The organism is Saccharibacillus alkalitolerans (genome assembly GCF_011090185.1).
In the GTDB taxonomy this organism is placed as follows: Bacteria; Bacillota; Bacilli; order Paenibacillales; family Paenibacillaceae; genus Saccharibacillus; species Saccharibacillus alkalitolerans.
On sequence record NZ_JAAFGS010000005.1, the window covers coordinates 13,503 to 34,892 of the forward strand.

21 protein-coding genes are annotated in these 21,390 nt (G+C 59.6%); 7 read left to right on the forward strand and 14 right to left on the reverse strand.

Annotated features, from left to right (window positions below; all coding sequences use genetic code 11):
• The first annotated feature begins 1 nt into the window (after position 1).
• From GYN08_RS15065 to GYN08_RS15075, 3 genes are all read left to right on the forward strand, one after another.
• Positions 2-769, forward strand: a complete 768-nt coding sequence (locus tag GYN08_RS15065; protein ID WP_166275694.1) for an ABC transporter ATP-binding protein — start codon at positions 2-4, stop codon at positions 767-769.
• A 1-nt stretch (position 770) separates the two neighbouring features.
• Entirely contained in the window at positions 771-1,553 is a 783-nt protein-coding gene (locus GYN08_RS15070) for an ABC transporter permease (RefSeq protein ID WP_166275697.1), read from the forward strand.
• Between the two features lie 124 nt (positions 1,554-1,677).
• A complete protein-coding gene (locus tag GYN08_RS15075) occupies positions 1,678-2,934 on the forward strand; it encodes a cation:proton antiporter (RefSeq protein WP_166275699.1) in 1,257 nt (418 codons plus the stop codon).
• Positions 2,935-4,363: 1,429 nt separating this feature from the next.
• On the opposite strand, the gene GYN08_RS15080 is transcribed toward GYN08_RS15075, so the two are convergent.
• From GYN08_RS15080 to GYN08_RS15125, 10 genes are all read right to left on the reverse strand, one after another.
• Complete coding sequence (locus GYN08_RS15080) at positions 4,364-5,413, reverse strand: DUF4340 domain-containing protein (protein ID WP_166275701.1); 1,050 nt, start codon at positions 5,411-5,413, stop codon at positions 4,364-4,366.
• Positions 5,410-6,834 carry a GldG family protein gene (locus GYN08_RS15085; protein ID WP_166275703.1) on the reverse strand — a complete coding sequence of 475 codons (1,425 nt, stop codon included), beginning with the start codon at positions 6,832-6,834 and terminating at the stop codon, positions 5,410-5,412. The genes GYN08_RS15080 and GYN08_RS15085 overlap by 4 nt, the downstream gene beginning before the upstream one ends.
• Positions 6,835-6,838: 4 nt before the next feature.
• Entirely contained in the window at positions 6,839-7,552 is a 714-nt protein-coding gene (locus GYN08_RS15090) for an ABC transporter permease (RefSeq protein WP_166275705.1), read from the reverse strand.
• Positions 7,549-8,820, reverse strand: a complete 1,272-nt coding sequence (locus GYN08_RS15095; RefSeq protein ID WP_166275707.1) for an ABC transporter ATP-binding protein — start codon at positions 8,818-8,820, stop codon at positions 7,549-7,551. Before GYN08_RS15095 ends, GYN08_RS15090 begins: the two co-directional genes overlap by 4 nt.
• A gap of 262 nt (positions 8,821-9,082) precedes the next feature.
• Positions 9,083-9,685, reverse strand: a complete 603-nt coding sequence (locus tag GYN08_RS15100; protein WP_166275709.1) for a restriction endonuclease — start codon at positions 9,683-9,685, stop codon at positions 9,083-9,085.
• A 96-nt stretch (positions 9,686-9,781) separates the two neighbouring features.
• The gene (locus tag GYN08_RS15105; protein ID WP_166275711.1) at positions 9,782-10,474 is read right to left on the reverse strand and encodes a TetR family transcriptional regulator; all 693 of its coding nucleotides are present in this window, start codon (positions 10,472-10,474) and stop codon (positions 9,782-9,784) included.
• A 174-nt stretch (positions 10,475-10,648) separates the two neighbouring features.
• Positions 10,649-11,806, reverse strand: coding sequence for a YhgE/Pip domain-containing protein (locus GYN08_RS15110; RefSeq protein WP_166275713.1), 1,158 nt, complete (start codon positions 11,804-11,806; stop codon positions 10,649-10,651).
• Positions 11,807-12,032: 226 nt separating this feature from the next.
• On the reverse strand, positions 12,033-12,491 hold the full coding sequence (locus tag GYN08_RS15115) for a hypothetical protein (RefSeq protein ID WP_166275715.1): 459 nt from the start codon (positions 12,489-12,491) through the stop codon (positions 12,033-12,035).
• 25 nt (positions 12,492-12,516) lie between these two features.
• Complete coding sequence (locus GYN08_RS15120) at positions 12,517-12,873, reverse strand: cupin domain-containing protein (protein ID WP_166275717.1); 357 nt, start codon at positions 12,871-12,873, stop codon at positions 12,517-12,519.
• 11 nt (positions 12,874-12,884) lie between these two features.
• Positions 12,885-13,772: an S-layer homology domain-containing protein gene (locus GYN08_RS15125; RefSeq protein WP_166275719.1), complete on the reverse strand. Its 888-nt coding sequence runs from the start codon at positions 13,770-13,772 to the stop codon at positions 12,885-12,887.
• Positions 13,773-14,074: 302 nt separating this feature from the next.
• On the opposite strand from GYN08_RS15125, the gene ytxJ reads away from it, so the two are divergent.
• Both ytxJ and GYN08_RS15135 read left to right on the forward strand, forming a co-directional pair.
• Positions 14,075-14,434 (forward strand): bacillithiol system redox-active protein YtxJ, encoded by a 360-nt coding sequence (ytxJ, locus tag GYN08_RS15130; RefSeq protein WP_166275721.1) that lies wholly within the window; start codon positions 14,075-14,077, stop codon positions 14,432-14,434.
• Positions 14,435-14,622: 188 nt separating this feature from the next.
• Positions 14,623-14,940, forward strand: coding sequence for an MGMT family protein (locus GYN08_RS15135; protein WP_166276143.1), 318 nt, complete (start codon positions 14,623-14,625; stop codon positions 14,938-14,940).
• A 210-nt stretch (positions 14,941-15,150) separates the two neighbouring features.
• Here the strand turns inward: GYN08_RS15135 and GYN08_RS15140 are convergent, their stop codons facing one another.
• From GYN08_RS15140 to GYN08_RS15160, 4 genes are all read right to left on the reverse strand, one after another.
• Positions 15,151-15,735, reverse strand: coding sequence for a hypothetical protein (locus GYN08_RS15140; RefSeq protein WP_166275723.1), 585 nt, complete (start codon positions 15,733-15,735; stop codon positions 15,151-15,153).
• 492 nt (positions 15,736-16,227) lie between these two features.
• The gene (locus GYN08_RS23770) at positions 16,228-17,460 is read right to left on the reverse strand and encodes an arsenic resistance protein (protein WP_235946307.1); all 1,233 of its coding nucleotides are present in this window, start codon (positions 17,458-17,460) and stop codon (positions 16,228-16,230) included.
• Positions 17,461-17,538: 78 nt separating this feature from the next.
• Positions 17,539-18,282: a hypothetical protein gene (locus GYN08_RS15155; RefSeq protein WP_166275725.1), complete on the reverse strand. Its 744-nt coding sequence runs from the start codon at positions 18,280-18,282 to the stop codon at positions 17,539-17,541.
• A gap of 63 nt (positions 18,283-18,345) precedes the next feature.
• Positions 18,346-19,374: a leucine-rich repeat domain-containing protein gene (locus tag GYN08_RS15160; RefSeq protein WP_166275727.1), complete on the reverse strand. Its 1,029-nt coding sequence runs from the start codon at positions 19,372-19,374 to the stop codon at positions 18,346-18,348.
• Between the two features lie 107 nt (positions 19,375-19,481).
• On the opposite strand from GYN08_RS15160, the gene GYN08_RS15165 reads away from it, so the two are divergent.
• Entirely contained in the window at positions 19,482-20,045 is a 564-nt protein-coding gene (locus GYN08_RS15165) for a DUF5412 family protein (protein ID WP_166275729.1), read from the forward strand.
• Positions 20,046-20,600: 555 nt separating this feature from the next.
• Entirely contained in the window at positions 20,601-21,353 is a 753-nt protein-coding gene (locus GYN08_RS15170; RefSeq protein ID WP_166275731.1) for a DeoR/GlpR family DNA-binding transcription regulator, read from the forward strand.
• Positions 21,354-21,390 lie beyond the last annotated feature (37 nt).

Genomic DNA, 21,390 nt, shown 5'->3' on the forward strand with positions numbered 1-21,390 from the left:
CATGCCGAAAAACGAAACGGCCATCACGGTCAAAGGGCTGCGTAAGTCTTACCGGAACGTGCCCGTCCTGCAGGAAGTCGACTTCGAAGTGGAAAAAGGAACGGTGTTCGCCCTGCTCGGCGCAAACGGCGCGGGCAAGACGACGATCGTCAAAATTTTGGCCACGCTGCTCAAGCCGGACGGCGGGAGCGCCTTCGTCAACGGATTCGACGCGGCGCTGCAGCCGGACGGCGTGCGGCGTTCGATCAGTCTGACGGGGCAGTTCGCCGCCGTGGACGAAGTGCTGACCGGACGCGAAAATCTGATTCTGATCGCGAAGCTTCGCCATCTGGACAATCCGCGGGCGATCGCGGACGATCTGCTGAACGCTTTCGGATTGACGGAAGCCGGCGGCCGGCGGGTATCGACCTATTCGGGCGGCATGCGGCGCAGACTGGACATCGCCATGAGCCTGACGGGCAGCCCGGCGATCGTGTTCCTCGACGAGCCGACGACCGGGCTCGATCCCGAGGCCCGCCTCGAAGTCTGGAAGCTCGTCAAGCAGTTGGCGGAGAGCGGAACGACCGTATTTCTGACCACGCAGTATCTGGAGGAAGCCGAACAGCTGGCCGACCGGATCGCCATTTTGCATCAGGGTCGGATCATCGCGGACGGCACGCTGACGCAGCTCAAAAGCCTGTTCCCGCCGGCCAAAGTCGAATATATCGAGAAGCAGCCGACGCTCGAAGACATTTTCTTGTCCGTGATCGCCCAAAAGGAGGAGCGTTAACATGAATATTCAACCGGAAAACGCGAAGAACCGCCCTTTTTTCGACGTCTCTACGATGCTGGGCCGCTCTATGCGGCATATTTTCCGCAGTCTCGACACCATCATTACCGTGACGATCATGCCGATCGCGTTCATGCTGCTGTTCGTTTACGTATTCGGCGGCGCGATCCGGACGGGGACGGACAACTACGTCAATTACCTGCTGCCCGGCATTCTGCTGATCGCGATCGGCACGGGAATGTCCTATACGGCGGCGCGCCTGTTCGCGGACAAGCAGGGCGGACTGTTCGAGCGGTTCCGCTCGATGCCGATCGCCCCGTCTTCCCTGCTGTGGGGACATGTGCTGACCTCGCTCGTCTCGAACGCCATCTCTCTGATCGTCATTCTGCTTGCGGCGCTGCTGATCGGTTTCCGTTCGCCGGCCGGCCTTCTTGCCTGGCTTGCGGTCGTCGGCATTCTCGCCCTCTTCACGCTCTCGCTGACCTGGATCGCCGTCATCGCGGGCCTTTCGGCGAATTCGATCGACGGAGCGGCCGCTTTTTCCTACCCGATCATTTTCCTTCCGTTTATCAGCTCGGCGTTCGTTCCGACCGCCTCCATGCCGGGGCCGGTACGGGCTTTTGCCGAAAACCAGCCGGTCACGTCCATCGTCGAGACGATCCGCGCCCTCTTGGCGGGCCAGCCCGCCGGCACGGAAATCTGGACCGCGTTGGCCTGGTGCCTGGGTATTCTCGTCGTCGCTTATTGGCTGGCCATGCGGGTGTACAAGCGGCAGACCGCCTGATTTTATCGCTTGCCTGAGCCGCTCCGCGAATAAAAACGGCGCAAATACTTGAAAGGAACCGGACAAGCATATTAGGCTTAATGGGTAATGGTTCGATATTCCCCATTTGCACAGGAGGCCTGACATGGTTCATCATTTCAACGAAATCTTTATCCAGATCCTGATCCTGCTCGCCATCGCGCTGGCCGTCATCGGGATTGCCCAGAAGCTGAACCGGCCCTATTCGATCGCGCTCGTACTGGTCGGACTGCTGCTGGGCATGATTAACATTCCCGTGCTGGAGCAGGCGGAGACGTACATCACGCAGAGCAACGTTTTCCAGGCGATCGTCATTTCGCTGTTCCTGCCGATCCTGCTCGGCGACGCGACGCTTAAGCTGCCGTTCTCGCATCTGCGCGAGCAGTCGAAGCCGGTCGTCGCGCTCGCGTTCGGCGGCACGCTGCTGTCGTTCGTGCTGATCGCGCTGGGCTCATACTACCTGCTGGGACTTCCGCTGGTCGTCGCCTGCACGTTCGCCGCGCTGATGAGCGCGACCGACCCGATCAGCGTCATCTCGATCTTCAAGTCGCTCGGCGTACCGAAAAAGCTGACGACCGTCATCGAAGGCGAATCGCTGCTGAACGACGGCATCGCCGTCGTCCTGTTCCAGATCTCGTCGATCTATCTGCTGTCCTATTTGGAAATGGGCTGGGCCGGAGTCGGCAGCGGCCTGCTGCTGTTCCTGCAGTTCGCGGTCGGCGGCACGATCGTAGGTCTGATTCTGGGCTATATTTTCTCCCGGATCATCGTGTACTACGATAATTATCCGTTCGAGACGGCGCTGTCGGCGGTTCTGTTCTTCGGCTGCTACTTCATCGCGGAGCATCTGCAGGTGTCGGGCGTAATCGCGGTTGTCGTCGGCGGACTCGTCTTCGGCAGCTACGGCCGCCGCGTCGGCATGTCGGAGACGACCCACACGAATATCGACACGTTCTGGGACACGATCGCGCTGATCGCCAACTCGCTCATCTTCCTGATGATCGGGCTGGAGATCCGCAATATCGACCTCAGCGGACGCTGGCCGTTCATGCTGCTCGCGATCCTGATCGTGCTGATCGCCCGTTCCGGGGCCGTCTACCTCAGCCTCGCGCCGGTCAAAGGCTTCGAAAGCAAGTTCAAGCATATCCTCAACTGGGGCGGCCTCAAAGGCAGCCTGTCGATCGCGCTGGCGCTCAGCCTGCCGATCGAATTCGAAGGACGCGAAGACATTCTGGCGCTGGCGTTCGGGGTCGTGCTGTTCTCGCTGCTGTTCCAGGGCCTGTCGATCGAGAAGCTGATCCTGAAGCTCGGCGTGGCGCCCCGCAAACCCAAAGGAAAGCGCCCGGCCGAGAACGAAGCTTGATCGGATCGGCTTAGAAGCAAGCTGGTCGGACGCAAGCGGACGTGAGTAAAGAAACGGACGTGGGCGGAAAAGCGTTCCTGGCGGAAAAAGTCCAGAAACGCTCGCGTCCGTCCGTCTAATACCCGACTCTCCAAACGGAGAGTCGGGTTTCTTTCGCTTGCCCGGCAGGTCGGCCGACGCGTTCGCGGGCCCGATTTGCAGGTTCGAACTAGGGGTGTCTTCAAATTCGGACGGGAACAGATGAAGTTCTATTTTTGTTCCCGAGAAAGAGCGTTTTGAAGGCGTGCTGGGGCACGTCAAAAAAAACGGCGCAGCGTCGAGGATTCGGCCACGCTTCAAGCCCAATAAGAAATGTGGCAAAAATCCATCATTTTCTGCCGGTATCTGCATTGGATCAGCAAAATGTTGCGGAAATCCATTATTTTCGCGGATTTCATATGATTTAAGGGTGGTTTATTCGAAAATGATGGATTCCTGCAATATTTGCGTCCCTTACTTCTGTCTGTCCGCAAAAATGATGGATATAGACAGCATTTTTACAGTGAACCAAGGTTGGTCGCTGTGTTCGCCGGTTTTTAGTCGTATGCTGCGGGCAGCATAAACTTGAAGACACGGCCTGATAAATAGCTGCGTATAAGCAGTTATTTCCCCAGAAAGCGTTCGTTTTTTAAAAATAACTGCGCCAGAGCAGCTATTTCACAAAAAAGAGCGCAAAAAGGAGGCAAGATAAACAATTAGCTGCTCTCCTGCAGTTATTTGTTGAGAACAAGCGTTTTGGAGCAAAATAAGTGCTGATACGCAGCTATTTATGGAACGAGGGAAAATAGAAGTCCATGTTAACCCGTCGGGAGCGAATACGGCTTGACGAGGGGGTTAGCGAGAAAACTAGTGAGCGAATTAGCGATCGAGTCGATAAGCGGGTCGGTGAGCGAATTAGCGTTTGAGTCGGTAAGCGAGTCGGTAAGCGGGTCGTTCAGCCGGCGCGCAAAAAAAAGCAGTCGGCGCAAAAAGACGGACCGCCAGAGGCGATCCGTCAGCATGCCGAGAAAATCCGGCTTTAATCCGTGTGAAGAGGCGAAGCGAAACTCCGAGATTCGAAGGCGGGTCGAGCGGAGCGACGCCTAGAATTCCGCGGTCGGCCGGCGGCTGCACGGCTCCGCCGCATCCGCGTCTTCCACGCCTTACTCGCCGACCGCTCCGCTTGCGTCAGCTGCGCCGCTGCACAACCGCGCCGCACTCGCATCTCCGCCTTACTCGCCGGGCGCTCCGCTTGCGGCACCTGCGTCTCACTGCCTCATTCGACGGCCGTTCGGCTTTCGACGGCTGCACGGCTCCGCCGCCTCCGCGTCTTCCCCGCCTTACTCGCCGACTGCTCCGCTTGCGTCAGCTGCGCCGCTGCACAACCGCGCCGCACTCGCGTCTGCCCGCCTTACTCGCCGGCCGCTCCGCTTTCGTCGGCGGCGCCTTCCCCGTTCGCCGCGGCGTCCGGGGCCGTTTTCGAATCCGCCGCGGCGCCCTTGCCGCTTTCGGCCTTCGTACCGCCGTCCGCGTTCGATTCGTCATTCGACGAAATCTGCGGCTTCTCGGCCGCTTTCAGGTCGTCCGGTTTCACCGCGTACGCCCAATCGCCGCCTTCCGCGATGACCCAGACGAGCGTGTCGACGTCGGGGTCTTTTTTGCCCGTGTACGTCTGCGACGTTTCTTTGCCGTCCTTGACCGTGACGAGCTTAAGCGTAAAGTCTTCTTTCGCCGAAGCCAGCGTCGAAGCCCGTACCGGCAGCCGGTCGCTCGAAATGTATTTCAGCGAGCCGGATACGGTCGTCGCGTCCTTGCCTTCGATCGCTTTGCCGTCCAGCGTCCAGACCGGCGAAGCGGCGTCGGACGAGGAGTTCTTCAGCGTCCAGCCGGCCGAGCCGCGCTTGTACGCCAGCTCTTTCAGATCGGCGTCGTCCCAGGAGAACGGCGACGTATCGACTAGCGTCGTAATGCTCGGCAGCAGCGACGAAACGGTATTCGAGTCAATCCCGAAAACGGCTCCTCCGTCCATCCGCGCATAATTCGTGCTGCCGGTCGGCAGCGTGCCGCCGATCGCGATCGTGACGACTTTGCCGTCCGAGTCGGTCAGCGTGATGCCCTTTTTCGCGATGTCGAGGCCGTAGCCGCTTACGTCTTCCGGAGCTTCTTCGACTACGCCGCCCCGTTCGGCGCCGGCCAGCGTCTCGAGCCAGGAGTCGACGGCGTACGGATTAACCGGATATTTGTCCGGCTCGGTAAAAGCCCAGCCGTCCTTTCCCTTAACCAACTGAAAAGCGAGGTCGCCGTTCGCGATGCGGATGCCGGCGATCTTCGAGGTATCGAGTTCCGTCAGCTTGGCGGCCGCAGGCTCTTCTTCCTCCCGGAAGAAGTTCTGCGAATAGGCATAGCCGAGGCCGCCGACGAACACCAGCACAAGCAGAAGAGTAGGTATATATTTTCTCATACGCGTCTCCGTCTCCACCAGAACAGCAGCCCGATCAGAACAAAGGCCAGCGGGAAGACGATCATCGTGCCGATCAGAATATAGCGGGCCTGCGGAGCGGTCAGATAAGCCGTCTCGTACTGCTGCTGCTCGCGCGCCCGGATCGTCAGATCGCTCTGGTTGCCGCTCAAGTAATTGATGCTGTTCAGCGCAAAGTCTTTGTTGCCCTGCTCGGCGATCTGGTCGTCGGTCAGGAAATAAGAGGTGCCGAGCAGCACCGCTTTCGGATTGCCGTCCGCATCGTCAACCGCGTAGCCGAGGTAGAGCGGTCCGCTCAGGTCGGTGCCTTTGTCATATTCGCTTTTGGACTGCAGCAGCCCGGCCAAGTCCGTTTCTCCGTAGCTTTCCGCGGACGTGCTAAGCAGCGGCGACACGGTCAGCCCTTTCGGCGCTTCGGCGGCCGCATTCAGCGCCACGGACAGATAAGTCATCGGATAAACTTTTCCGTCGCGCAGCTTCTCCGTGATCTTGTGCGATTCATAGCTCGGCACGACGGTCAGCGGATCGTACAGCTGCGTGTTCGTTCGATCGACCGCGACGGCATGTTCGTCGGTCACGCCGTACTTTTTCATCAGCGCGTCGATGTTTTTCCATGCCGCCTTCATGTCGGGGTTGAAGCCGAGCGACAGGAACAGCTTGCCTTTGCCGTCCAGATACGTCTCGATCAGCTTCAATTCCTTGTCGCTCAGATCGTTCTCCGGCGCGACGATCATCAGCAGGTCGGCGTCATCCGGAATCTTGCCCGCTTGATACAGCTGCAGCTCCGATACTTCGGTGTTATCGGCTTTGAGGCCGGCCGTCAGCTGGGTAAGCCGCGTCAGATCGAACTCGCCGTGACCGGCCAACAGATAAGCTTTGCGCTGTTCGGTCGAAATCAGCGAATTCAGCGCGCTCGTCAGCTTCGATTCGCCCAGAAACGTATACGAGCTGCTGTCGCCGGAGCCGAACATTTCGCGGAACGTAATCGTCTGCGACTTTTTGCCGTACGTCAGCACGACCGAGCTCGACGACAGATTATATTGGCGCGCCAGCTCCGGCTGCTGCACAAGGCTGTACGTGTGCACGTCGAGCTTACTGCTTTTTTTCGCATATTCTTGGACAAGATCCGTCACTTCGCGGGTCACCAGCTCCCCGTCGCCGTCCTTATGCGTAAAGACTTCCAATTTGACCGTGTCCGGCAGCCTGCCGAGCACCGTGTTCGTCTGATCCGACAGCGTATACTGCTTGTTGGCCGTCAGGTCGAGCTGGAATTCGGACGCTTTGTTCAGAAAAAGGGTTAACAGCACGAAAATGCCGATCGATGCGATCGCGACGACGAGCGTATTCGCATGATGCAAAATACGACGTGAATTCGGGTTGCTCGCTTTGGGTTGTTTGTTCATCGCTCTACCTCCACCGTTTCCGTTCGATCACCTGGATGCTGAGCACGACGAACAGCACCGCCAGCGATACGTAAAAGATTACGTCCGGACCGTTAATGACCCCTTTGGTCAGGTTCGAAATCCGGTCGGGCAGCGAGAAAGGCTGAATCCAGGCGGACAGCGTCTCGTTTTGCGACGTCATCGAGCCGGCCAGCCAGAACAGAAGCAGCAGCACGAAACCCGCCACCGCGGACACCATCTGATGCTGGGAAAGCGCCGACGCGAACAGCCCGATCGCCATCATCGAAGCGCCCATCAAGAAGACGCCGAGCAGCGACAGCCAGAGCGTCAGCATGTTCAGGTTCCCGAACAGCGACATGATCGCCGGATAGACGAGGTTGCAGACCAGCAGCATCAGCAGCACGCCGAGCGAAGCCAAATACTTGCCCAATACGACCTCCGTCACGCTGGCCGGGGAAGTGAGCAGCAGTTCGTCCGTGCCCTGGCGAAATTCTTCGGAAATCAGCCGCATGGTCAGGATCGGAACGACAATCAGCAGCATGAACAGCATATCGCTCAGGATCAGCCGGTAATCGATGATGCTCGGCTGATAGGTCACGAAGTCGACGTAGAACATAAAGCTCGACATCAAAATATAGATCGCGAAGGCAAAGTACGAAGTCGGCGTCAAAAAGTACAGCCGCAGCTCTTTGCCGCTAATCGCCAAAATTCGGTTCATGGTCGCTCGCCTCCGGTCGGAGATTTTTGCGCCGGGTCGGCCGGTTCGGAGACAGACGGTTCGGAAATCGGCGATCCGGCATCCTCCTCTTCGGCTCTCTCGCGGGAGGAAGCGGATGGCTTGCGGACGCTGCGCGCTTCTTCGGCGGAAGCGCCGCCGTCTTCCGTCAGCTTGAGGAATACGTCTTCCAGCGTCAGATTTTCCTTGTGCAGCTCCAGGATCGGCAGATCGGCCGCGGCCAGGAAGCGGAACAGTTCGATCCGGAAATCTTCCTGGCCGGGAGCGGTCAGCAGGGCGCGAACGCTTTCGTGAGCATGCGCCGAAGCCTCGGGGGAAGCGGCGCGCCGCGCGGGCGAAGCGCCGTCCGTATCTTCGGCGGCCGCTTCGGCCGATGTTTCCCGCAAAGCGTCCGGAAGAACGGCGGCTTGGCCCGAATCCCGCAAATTCTCCGCCGACTTCGCCGCCGATTCGTCCGCAACCTGCGGCTTCGTCCCTTCCCGAATTTCGGCGCTGATGCCTTTCGCTTCCGCCCATTCTCCCAGGGCCGATTCCACGCGCTCCCGTTCGCCCCGCACTTCGAGCGATACCGCGAAGCGGTTCTCCATCCGCGCTCCGATCTCGTCCGGCGCTCCGTCCATGACCAGCTCTCCGCGGTTGATGATCAATACGCGATCGCACAGCGCTCCGACCTCCTGGAGGATATGCGTGCTGAGCAGCACCGTATGATTTTCGCCCAGCTCGCGGATCAGGCCGCGGATTTCGATAATCTGGCTCGGATCGAGACCGGAGGTCGGTTCGTCGAGCACCAGAAGATCGGGCTTATGAATAATGGCCTGCGCCAAACCGAGCCGCTGCTTGTAGCCTTTGGACAGATGCCGAACCGACTGTTTCTCCCGTCCCGTCAATCCGAGCCGCGAGACCATTTCCGCCGTTCGCATCTTCTGCTCCCGCGCCGGCACGCCGCGCAGCTTCGCGACGAATTTCAAATAAGACTCCACCGTCAGATCCGGATAGAGCGGCGGCGTCTCCGGAAGATACCCGATGCGCGACCTCGCTTTCCTCGCTTCTTCGTGCACGGACAGGCCGTCCACCGTGATCATGCCTTCCGTCGGGTACAAATAACCGGTGATCATGCGCATCGTCGTCGTTTTGCCCGCGCCGTTCGGCCCGAGAAATCCGACGATCTCGCCGCGCTGCATCGAAAAGTCGATCCCGTGCACGCCGCGGCCGCCGTCGTACCTTTTGCTCACCTGTTTCACTTCGAGCACTTCGCTTCATCCTTTCCCGTACCTATGTAGCTTTCCCGACGCCCGCAAGCAGGCATCCAAACTTTTTTAACTATAGGACGGGAAATATAAAGAAGGCTTAAACGAACTTTAATCGAGGCTTAAAAAAATGTGTCTGAATTGTGAACGAAAAGGACGCGGTCAAAACGGCAGCAAAAAAAGACGAAGCCCAAGGTATACGCAGCTTCGTCTTTTGTTTTGCCGTAACGCCGATCTTCTCTTTTCCTTCGGCCGTCCTGCCGAATCACGACCGCGGTTCCAGTTCTCGCGGCGCTTCTTCCGGCTCCCGCTCGATCAGCTCCATCGCCTCTTCCGGTCGTTTGCTTTTAAAAGCGGCGATGATCGCTTCCAGATCTTCCCGATCCAGCAGCACGACTTCGTTATAAGCGGCAAGCTTGCGGCAGGCGCCGGTATACCTTCCCGATGTCAGCACGACCGCGCGCTGCGCTCCGTACACCCGCTTGGAGCCGTACACTTCCTGTACGGCGGACAGCCCGACGGGATTGCTCGCCGCGTAGCGCTTGGCCTGAAGCACCGTTCGGACGCCGTAGCGATCGTCGAAGATCAGATCCGCGCCGAAATCCCCGCTCGCGTTCGTCTTGAAGACGCCCTCGTAACCGAGCTCCGCAAACAGCCGGTGCAAATACCGCTCGAAATCCGAGCCGTCCAGCATGCCGTCGATCTCCTTCATCGTGATGCGGCGCGGGTCGAGCTGACGGCGAATCCGGCGTCGGCGCAGCGCGTTCAGCCGCAGCACGAGAAGGATCAGCAGCAGGATCGCGCCGGCCGCGATCCAGATCGGCGCGCCTCCCGGCAGCCGTTCGTTCCATTCCCCCAAATTTTGCATGAGCTTGCGCCCACTCCTTCCTTCGATCGGGCCGGGCATTCCCGCCCTGTGTCCGAATGCCCGGATCGTGTTCGTTATACGTCGGCAGCCGTCCGATTATTCCGGTTTGGGCGACTCGGGATTACCGGTGCCGTTTACGGATTCTTCCCTATCGATTTGCCCTCCATCGCAGCCGGCAATCAGCGTCGGAATGATCGGTTCTCCCGCGAACGCCGCCTCGCCGGAATAGCCGACTCCGCGCAGAATATACGTGAGGACGTCCATGACCTGCGTATCCGCATCCGGAAAAGGTTCTTCCATCGCCGTTACGATTCCGCTGCGGTTATCCCCGAACAGAATGCTGCCCATGACCTGTACCATCGTCATATCGAGCGAGCGGAACTGAAACAACCCCTGCCGTGCGCCTTCGTCCAAATACCCTCGCAGCAGCTTCCAGCCCCGCGCGATACGCTTCTGCACCAGCGGCGTCCGCGGCGTTTCCCGGGTAATCTCCTGATGGATGATCCGGGCGATCTCCGGATCGGAACTGCGGAACAGCACGATTTCCCGAACCAACGTGCATAGGCCTTCCACCGGACCGAGCTTTCGCTGAGCCAGAATCGCGCTTGCTTCGTAGATCGGGATAAAGGCGTCGAGCACCGCTTCGAATACATGCTCCTTGCCGCCGTAATAATAGGATACCAGCGACAGGTTCGCTTCCGCTTCCGCGCAGATCTCGCGTACCGTCGTCGCTTCGAATCCTTTCTCCGCCGTCAGCTTCTTTGCGGCTTTCAGGATTCTTATTTTCACATGTTCTTCTTCCCTGCCCATAGCTGCTTCCTCTCCCGCCTGAAATCGTTTGCGTCACGGCATGCGAACGATTCGCCGAACCGGCTGCTCTTCCACGAAAAAGACCGCCGCTTCCGCGGCGGCCCCATGTTCTCCGTCTTTTTCGTTCCGTACGCTTATGCGTTTATCATACCATTATGCTTCCGCGGCCGCCACAATCGGAGGGACCGGAGCTTTGTCCCGGCGCAGCGATGTCGAGAAGACGATCAAGGCCAGCGCCACGGCGAGGATCATCACCAGCGCCGTCACGTCTCCGGCGATGCCCGTTCCGCCGAACAGCGTGTTCATCAGCCCTTCCACCGCGTAAGTGGCCGGGAAAATGCTGCCGATCGCCTGATAGAAATCGGGCAGCAGTTCGCGCGGCATCATTGCGCCGGACGACACGAGCTGCACGGACAGCACCAGAATGTTGAACAGCATGCCCGCCATGCCGAACAGGAACAGGAACATCTGCGCCACGAACATGAACGTCAGCAGGAACAGCGCCTGGAATCCCCAGAGGGCGAGGAAGCCGTGCTCCATCTGTCCGCCGAAGGCCGCCACGAGCGACGTGCCGACAAGCGACACCACGACCGACGAAGCGGCCGTCACGATCAGACGCACCGCCATGCGCTGCCAGCGGCCGAAGCGGGCGCCGAGCGCTTTCGACGACACTTCGAAGTTCTGTCCCATAATCATCGCGCCGACGTACGAAGCCAGCACCATCATCATCGGCACCATCTGGTTGTTCATGCCCTGCACCGCATTGACCGACTCGACGTTCGAGACGACGCGTTCGGACATGACGCCCGCCGCGCCCTGCGCCGCCGCTTCCGGCAGCTTGGCCTGCGTCCTCAAGAGGCCCGTCAGCCCGCCCGCGATCGCCTGCTTGTTCACGCTTGCCGTGATGCGGTCGGCCATGGAAGCCATCATGTTCTTGATCGTCACCGGGTTCGATTCGTTGATGAAATAGTCGATCGACGCCGCTTCCTGCGACTGCGCCTTGGAGGCGAAGTCCGCCGGAATCCGGACGATCATCTGCACGCCGCGGTCCTGCAGCATGTCCTGCGCTTCGGCCAGGCTCATGCCCGTCTTCACGCCCACGGGCAGATTGCCCTGCAGATTGCTGACGATCGTATCGCCCATCGTCGGATCTTCATTGACGATCGCGACGTTCAATCGGTCGATCCGATCGTTAATGCCCTGGTATCCCGTCATCCAAACGACGGTAAAAATCAGCTGGAACAGCACGGCGGTTATAATCCCTACCTTGGTTGTCGGCAGCTTGAAAAATGCTTTGAACGCTTGGCCCATTCGTTGTCTCTCCTTTTGCCGCTTCCGTTTCCCGGAGCCGCTTAAACTAACGTTTAAAACAAACGTTTTAAACTCTGCTCTCGGATTATATATGAAAAGAGAGACAAGGGTCAAGATTTATTTTCAATTTTAACTTTCTCCTTACAAACACCGTTCTTACGGCATTCTTCGCGCAAAAAGAGCCCTAAGAAACGAAGTTTCTCGGGCTCTCGTTTGTCATGCGGCATTATTTTCTTTCATTTTCAAGGCTGCCGTCCAGCTTGAAAAACCATTCCAGAAAAGCGTTGAAGTCGGTCCAACGGGGGGAGTCGATTCCGGCCAGCAGCCGGCGAAGCGGTTCGCCGAGCGACACGTCGGCGACTTCGCCGGTCTCCCGGTTATAGAAATACCCTCCCTCTCCCTCGAAGGCATCCAGCGGAATATACGCCTCCGGCAGGCCGAGCGCTTCGTGCGCGCTGCGGACGGACAATGCGTAATTCGTGTTCAGCGCGAACCAGCCGATCTGGTAAATTTCCCGGTTTCGGCTCGGAAACGTCGGAGCATCCTCCACGTGCCGGTGAAACCGGCCGAACGCCGACGCCGGGTCGATGCCCAGCTCGGCCAGCGCCCGGTCGTATTCTTCCGGCACGTCGTCGTGCCACCAGCCGCGTTCGCGGCAGTAGGCTTCTACCTTTTCGGAAAGCATGTTTGCCTCTCCCTTCCTCTGTCCTTTAACGCGCAATCTCTTTCAGCCGCAGTTCGAACCCTTCGCCTTCCACGACCACGGCCGTCATTCCTCCCGCACTGCCGGAAGCGTGATGCTCGCCTTTTTCCCAATAAGCCGCCTGCCCGGGTCCGATCGGCGTCTTCGCCCCGTCCTGCCCGCTGACCCAGCCTTCTCCCTGAACGACGAGAAAAAGCTGCTCGCTGACCGCTTCGTGGCGTCCCACTTCTCCGCCGGCTTCGATATGCATGCAGACCATATGCGTCTCGCCCGAGCCGCCCAGAATCCCCGCAACCGTAAGCCCGTGGCTGCCGAAAGCTTCGACGGCGCGTCCGCTTTCCCGTCCGAACGAATAAATGCGCACTGCAACCCCTCCTATTCCGCTTTGACGGTGATATCGTACACGACCGGCACGTAGGCGACCGCGCTGGCCGGGTAGGTCGTGCCGGACCCGCCGGAAGGCGGAGAAGTCGGCACATACGTGATGACCGCTTCCGTGTCGGACACGAATTCGATCCGGCGGATCTTCAGCCCGTGCCCGGCGCCCGGCAGATTGCCGCGGGTGAGCGTGACTTTGTTGAAATTCGGATCGACGTTCTCGACTTTGTACGTCACCGTCGCTTTGTCCGAAGAAGCGTAGCTTTTGTTGACCATCCGTTCGGCGTGATAGATCATTTCCGCCGCTTCCATCCGGGTGATCGCGGCGGTCGGGCGGAAATTTTTTTTGCTGTCCAGCGCGGCGACTTTCGTCATGAGCAAGTATTCGACCGCCACGCGGTTTTTCGCAGCGATCTGCTTGGCGTCGGCGATCGACGTGTATTTGCTGACGTTGGCGTAATTGCCCTTTTGCAGCAGGCCGAGATACAGCAGCTTGGCGAACTGCTGGCGTGTCGGAACCCCGTTCGCGTCCCAGGTGCCGTCGATCACGACGCCGCGCTCCAGCGCGGTCTTGAGCGCGCCCGCGTACCAGGCATCCTGCGGCACCGAGAGGAACCAGGGCGGAGCGTCGGTTTTCTTTTTGGCCGTCTCGAGTCCGATCGCATCCACGATCAGCTGCACGGCCTGCGCGTTCGTCAGCTTGGCGTTGGGAGCGAATTTGCTCGCGCTGACGCCCTGAATCAGTCCTTTATCCTGCAGCGACTGCACGATGGCGGCCTGCTTCGAATCGGTGATGTCCGAAAAAGCGTACGCCGGCACGGCGCTGAGCAGCAGTCCTGCAGCGGCGGCGGCCGCCAGGATGCGAGTCCGGTTTTTGTTGCGCATGATGAATGTCCTCCCGGGATTACATGATGATCGTCCGCTCGCCCGGCTGATCCGGTTCGCGGAGCTGGTTCGTTCTCTTCCGTTATCATACCATGCCGGAAGCCGCCTAGAAGCCGTCGTACGCGGATGTTCGAAATTCTATCCCGCCCCGCGGCCGATACCCGGCGTTCGGAGCCTCCTCTCCGTTCGTGAATCGTCCGCCAAAACGGTATAATGGAGGCAGCTCGGGAGTTTCGGACGGCATGCGCGCACGCCGGACCGGCTCGAGAAACGCAAGATATATCCGGGAGGAGCCAGACCTTATGAAACCGAACTACCAGGAGATCGATTCGACCGAACAATGGGAAGCCCTGCTGGAACAATCCGGGGAACGCGCCCTGCTGCTGCTCAAGCACAGCACCGCCTGCCCGATCAGCGGCGCGGCTTTCAAGGAATTCAACGTGTATACCCGCAAACCGAAACGGCCTCTGAACTGCGTTCTCGTCAAAGTCATCGAGTCGCGCCCCGTATCGAACGCCATCGAAGCGAAGCTCGGCATCAAGCACGAATCGCCGCAGGTGCTGCTCGTGCGGGACGGAGAAGTGCTCTGGCACGCCTCGCACTGGGACATCAGCTACGAGCGGATCGAGCAGCAGGTGAACGCGCGGATCCCGAAGGCTTGAACAACGGAATTTTGCGAAAGAAAGGAACGGCGAGCATGAACGATAAAGAACGGCTCCGCGCCGAATTCGACGCGGAGCTTCTGAAGGATCTGGCGGCGGCCGAAGCGGCCACGGACGATGCGAAAGCGGACGGCTCCGCAAACGGCGGGGAAACCCGCGAAATATCCCCCGAAGACGAGCTGGCGGACCTGGCGCCTTTTACCCGGGCCGTCGTCAAGACGATCCGATCCATTCCCCCCGGGCGGGTCATGAGCTACGGCCAGGTGGCCGCGGCGTCCGGAAGCCCCCGCGGCGCGCGTCAGGTCGCGCGCATTCTCCATTCCCTCAGCCGCAAATACGGGCTTCCCTGGCACCGGGTGGTCAATATCCGCGGCGAGATCGCGCTGGACGAAAACGGCGGCGGCGGCGAGCAGCAGGCGCGGCTGGAAGCCGAGGGCGTCGAATTCGGCCTGGGCGGCCGAATCGATCTGAAGCGTTACGGGCACGGGGCGGATGCGAGCGAGTGAAGCGCGCCGGCGAGGAGAGCCCGGCGCGGCGGCGCGGGGCGTGCCGCAGCGGAGGGCAGGCGCGGCCCTAAGGCGTGACGACGCGAGGCGTGCCGGGGCGGAGGGCAGGCGCGGCGGCCTAAGGCACGCCGATGCGGAAGGCGCGGCGCTGCAGCGCGGGGCGTGCCGACGCGGAAAGCAGGCGCTGCGGCTCATGGCGCGCTTCCCGCTTCAGCCGGGCGGGAGTACGATCGGCGTATACGCCAGTGCCCGATCGACGACCTCTTCGGGCTCCAGCTCGTCCCAGAAGATCAAGTCCGACACGCCCGGCATCGCGACATTGGCCTCCAACAGCTCCACGTAAAAAGCTTGCAGCGCGGCGATTCGCCCGCCTTCCGGGATACCGGTTCCGCCGGAAGCCGGAAGCGGTTCGAATACGTCCGGCCGATCCATTTCGGACGGTTGACACCCGAAGCTGCCGGATTCCCGGCCTTTCGGATGCTCCGCCCGATCGGGCTCAATGATCCGCCGCACGATCTCGATCAGCTCCTCCCGGGTGATGTCCGGCACCCGGCGCGGATCGGGCTGCGACGCCTGCAGCGCGAATTCCGTACGCGGCATCGAACCCGCATAATCCCGGAAAAATTCCGGCTCGAAGCTCCGTCCGTACGCGGCGTTAAAGCGCGCGATCGCGGCCGAAGCCGCTTCCTCCGCTCCGCGCTCCGACAATCTTTCGATGTCCTCGATTTCCCCCTCGATCTTCCGCAGCTCCGCCGCCGATACCGGCCGCGGCCGCAGTTCTTTCCGCAAAATCATGCTGCGCTCCCTCCCTTTCGCATCGTTCCGTTCTCGTTTGATTTCTAACGGATCGCATATCCGTTACAGGCCAAGTTTGCCGGGTTTCGACAGGCTAACGGATCGCATGTCCGTTAGCGGCGTTTTTAATCCTCGAAAAGGCGTCTTTACCGCCGTTTCGGCATTCTAAGCGCCGCCTCGTTCCGTTAAAATCAAAACGGAACGCAAAAATCGCGCTAAGCGCTTCTGAGATCCGTCAGAATCGGAGAGCCGCCCGGACAGGACCGTCCGCTAGCGCCGCTGCAGGGCGCGGCCTCTTGCTGCCGGAATATCGGCCGAGCCGCCTCCGGAAGTCCCGCCCTCGGCAGCTCGGCTCGCGGCAGTTCAGCACGGGACGGATCTCCCTTCTGCGGCTCGGCCCGCGACAGTTCCGCCGGCAGGCTGCCCTGCTCGCCGATACCTTAGCCATCGCCGCCCTGCGCCCGGCTTCGCTTCAGCCCGCACAAGCCGGGCTCATCCGGCCGCTTTTCGCGCCGGCTTCTTCCCGTCCCGCCAGATCAGTCCCGGCACCGCCCGGACATAGACCAGCTCGCCGATCAGTTCGGTCATCGTCTGGGCGACGATGACCGCCGCGGCGGCATTCGCCGCTTCGCCCGGCAGCGCGAGCGCCAGCGGCAGCACGACGAGCGAGTTCCGCGTGAACGCGCTGAAGATCAGCGCGCGGCCGCTGCCGGCTTCCAGCCGCAGCAGCCGGCCGATCAGCCGCGCCAGAGGCGGCATGATCAGCAGGAACAGCGCGTACACCGGGAGTACGCGCAGCACCGGGCCGGGGTCGGCCGCGATCCGGCCGACCTGCGACGCCGCGAAGGCGATCAACACCAGCGCCATGAACGGCACGGGAATCCAGGCCGCGGCGTCCAGCACGCGCGTCCCGATTGGGGGCGCGCCGGCAGCTGCCGCGCCCATTCTTTCCGCGCGATCCGCCGCGCCGCTCCCGACGACTGCCCTTCCTCCGCCGGCTTCCGCGCTGCCGGCGCCTTCCGCCTCCGCGCGATCCGCCGCGCCGCCCGCCTTCTCCGGCGCGTACGAGCCCGCCTCGTCTCCGCCCGCTTCCTGCAGGGCCTCATATTTCCTGCGCACCGCAGCCGCTGCCGCCTCCGCCGTCCGCCCTGCCCCGCCGCTCCGCGCTGCCCACAGCTGCGTCATTAAGGCAGCGGCCAAAGGCAGCAGAATCAGCGTCAAAAAGGCTTCCGCGAACGGGCCCGCTTGAACCAAGCCGGCGGCTTCCGGTCCCGCGAACAGCCGCAAATACAGCGGAAGCAGCGCCATCTGCAGCACGAACAGCACCGGAGTCGCCGCCGTCATCGCTTTTTCGTCGCCTCTGCCGAGCGCGGTGAATACAATGACGTAATCGATGCACGGCGTCAGCAGCACGAGGCAGACGCCGATCGTCACCGCTTCCGGCTGCGGGAATAACGACAGCAGCCCCCAAACGATCAGCGGCACGACCGCAAAATTCGCAATCAGCAAAGCGGCGACAAATTTCAGATCCGCCAGCGCCTCGCGCAGCCGCAAAAAAGGAATCATCGTGAACATTCCGAACAGCAGTACCGCCAGCAGCGGCGAAATCAGCGGCTCCAGGCTTCGGCCGAGCGGCTCGCTGATCAGGCCCGCTCCCGCGCCGATGACCAGCGCCGCCGCATAGACGGAAATCTGATTCCGTTCCAATCCTTCTCTTTTTTCCATGCTGCATGCTCCGCCTTTTCATGAATTCCGCCTGCTTTCCTGCCGAAGGACGCGCACCCGCGCGTCAAGCCGCGCCGATCAGTTCGAATCCGCCAAAATCCGCTCGAACTTCGCGTCTCCGTTCAGCTCCCGCATCATCGTCTCCAAATGCTCCGGATTTTCGTCATGGTCGAAGAAGTACAGCATGAAATCGTCCGTTCGGCGCAGCGCATCCAAGCCTCCCTCCGACCGCAGCCGTTCCAGCACCCGGAAAGCGAGCGGACGCAGCAGATCGTCGAAGATTCGCACGTCGAACAAATAAGGCCGCGCGCAGCCGTAACCGCCGTACATTTCGTCGTAACGCGCGTGACTCGCCCCTTTCAGCAGCAAACGGGCTTCGAACAGATCATGAAGCTCTTCGCCGAAGCGCGCCGGATAGACGCCGAAGACGTTGCTGCCGTACCAACGCGGCGAGAGCAGCTTTTCTTCTTTCGAAGCTTCCGGATTGCGTTCCTCCTCGTCCGATCGTTCTTCGATGTTCAGAACGGGGTCGATCCGTTCGCTGCCGCCGTCGACATGATAGCCGAAAGCATACACCTCCCGGTTAAAGCCCGACGCTTCGAAATGACGCAGGTACACGAGCGACTCTTCCATCAATTTCTCTTCCAACTGCCGCGGACCGATCGGCGCGACCGCCGCTCCCAGCGCTTCCGGATCGTCGGTCCGCACCGTGCCCGTCTCCTGCGACCAGCCGATGTAACGGAACCCGCCGTATTCTTCGATCATTTCTTCCCTCGATCTTATGTATTGACCTCGCAGCAGCCCGCCGAGCGAAAAATCCATTCCGAACCCTCCTGTTTTCCGTATATCGTCCTTTTCGTATCCCGCCTCTTGAATCCCTGCCGCCTAAAAAAATCCGTCCCGCCGAAACGAAATGTTCCGCGCATGCCGAAGCTTTTTCAGTACGGCGGGCCTTCCCTCGATCCGGTGATTGACCAGCACCAGATATTCAAGCTTCTTCAAATTCGCCAGCTCGTCCGGCAGCTCCGTCAAGCCGCTGTAAGTGACGTCGAGCACTCGCAGATCCGCAAGCTGTCCGATCTCCGGCGGAAGCTTCGTCAGCTTCAGTTCCTCTTTGGCCGGCGCCTTCCACCCGGGTTCCGTGTGCGGCTCGGGATGGCTTCCGTTGGTGATATTCAGCCTCTTCAGATTCTTGGCTCGCCCGACCGCCGCCGGAATGCCGTGCAGATTGCCCGTATAAACGGTGAGCTCCTCCAACAGCGGAAGATCGAACAAGCTGTCCGGAAGCGCTGCAATATGGGCGTCGAACAGCTCGACGATGCGCAGTTCGGGCAGCTCGCACAGGCGGGGCAGCACTTCCGCCGTACCGGCGCCCCACAGATTCAGACGATCCGAACCGTGATATTCGGCCAGCTCGACCAATTCCTTCGGCGTCGGCGGCGACTTGGGGTCGACCAGCATGACGCCGCGCAGCTCATCCTTCAACGTTTCGGCTTCCTCCGCCGCGGCGTTCAGTTCCCGGATGCCTTCGTGCGTGACCGTCCAGAGCCAATTTTTGCCGTCGGCGTTCTGGAAGCAGAGGTCTTCGGGCATCCCTTCCCCGCCCCAACCCTGCAGATTATCCGTGTGCGCTTTCACGATCATTGCGGCTTCCGGGCAGCATTTCCAGACATAGACGGGCGAATCGTACGGATAAAAACGCTGCCCCGTTCCGATCCCGCTCTCCGCCCACTTTTCCCGCACCAGGTAAGGCTTCAGTTCTTCGACGATCCGCAGCGGAAAGTAAGGCGGAATATCGAATTCCTCTCCTTCCGGCACGCGGGCGTCCGTCAGCGAAAACGTCTCGCAGCGCTCCATCGCGTAATCGATCAGGCGGTAATACGCGTCCCCAGACGGGTTGTTATAGATGTTCATGCAGACTCCCTTTCCAACGAATGATAAGTTCGAGCGGCTCTTATTTACCGTCATCCGAAAACTATAACGCTCGATGCACCGTTACTATAACGAAAGGAGGGTGAACGATGCACCCCTTGTTCCGTATCCTCGGTTTTTTCGTCCTGCTGTTCACGGCGATCGTCTTTTTTGTTTTTGTCGTCAGATTGGTTATTTATTTTTTCAAACGTACACGGTTTCCGCGAAAAACCCTGGTATCGGCTTTGACCGGCCTTATCGTTTTTTCGGGTATCTTCGTGTACCTTCAGTATTTTTTCTCTTTTGACGCCATCGATCGAAGCCATAAGCAGGAAGGTCCCGCGACTTCGTCGCCGGCAGGACAGTATACGGCCAATGCTTATTATGAACCTTACGGCGGCGCTGCCGGCGGCGTAAACGTATGGATCGAAGTCACCGACCATGCCGAGAACGCGACCAGAACGATTTATTACGCAGATGCCAAGCAACAATTTTCCCTGAACTGGATCGACGAAGAAACCCTTTCCGTGACGAACGCGGACGAATACCCCGATTCCGATCGCAGCGCGGTATTGAAAGTGAGAAAAGAAATTTATGACGAAAACGGCCTGGCCTGCAAAAGTTTGTTGATGAAAAACGATTATGAAGAGTGCTACCGATACGAAAAACGCTGATCAAAGAATCGCTCGGCGCCGTAAACGAGCCGGTGCGCGCAGTCCCTGTTATTCGCTTTCCCCCATTATCGCAGAAAAAGAAGGCGCCGGGCAAAACCGGCGTCAACATGTCGAGAAAGTCTAACGCAGCTAGAATCGAGAAGGCGGAGGGAGAAATTCAGTGCAGGAGCGCCAGCGTTCGCCTTTGAAATCGGGAAAATTCCACTAAAATCTAATCCTTTTCCCGATTTCAACACGCGACCGGAACGAATTTCTCTCGGAGCCTTCTCGATTCCCCCGCCTATGTGACTTTCTCGACAACCTGGCGCCGGGCAAAACCGGCGTCTTTTTCGTCTGCTTTCCACCAAACTTCCAAAATCCCGCTTCATTCCTTCACCGGATTTACGCACAGTTGCTCAACACTTCTCTAAACTTCCACCTTCTTTTTTTCGCTTTTTTGCTTCTTCGCGAACAAATTCCTCTTCTTTGTCTTTTGGTTTTCGGATTTTGCGTATAGAATAGGGACAGACGAACTTTATCAACATCTCACAAAATTCCTTCTTAGGAGACGCATAAATGATCAAATCGCAGCGCATCAACCAAATCAAGGAATACGTTTTCGAACACGAATCCGTCTCGCTGGAGGAATTGGTCGAGCATTTCGGCGTCTCGATGAACACCATTCGCCGCGACGTGAAAGACCTGGTCGACTCCGGCGTTCTGCGCAAAGTGTACGGAGGCGTCTCGGTCAATCATTCCACGCTGGTCGTGTTCGACGAACGCAAAGACCGCAACTTGACCAAAAAGCAGGAGATCGGCCGCCTGGCGGCGCAGTTCGTGGAAGACGGAGACGTCATCTTCATCGATTCCGGCACGACGACGCTCGAAATTCTGCCCTACATCAGCCAAAAACAGCTCACCGTCGTCACCAACAATTTCGACTTTATTCATCAGGCCAAACCGTATCCGGGACTGACCATCTTCTCGACGGGCGGCATGTTCGAGCGCAAAACGGATTCGTTCGTCGGCTTCCAAAGTATCGAGCTGCTGAAAAAATACAATATCAACAAAGCGTTCGTCGCTTCGACCGGCATCTCGCTGACCAACGGCGTGACCAACTCCTCGCCGCTCGAGACGGATCTCAAAAGCACGGTCGTGCAAAAAAGCCTCAACGTGTTCCTGATGATCGATGACAGCAAATTCGACAAGTACGCGCTGACGACGTACTGCTCGCTGAGCGACATCGACGTTCTCGTGACCAACAGCGTGCCGAACGATACGTACACGCAGTATGCCCGGGAAAACGACATCCGGATCGTCACCCCTTAAGCGCGGATTCTCCCGGCGATCCGATAAAATAAGCCGC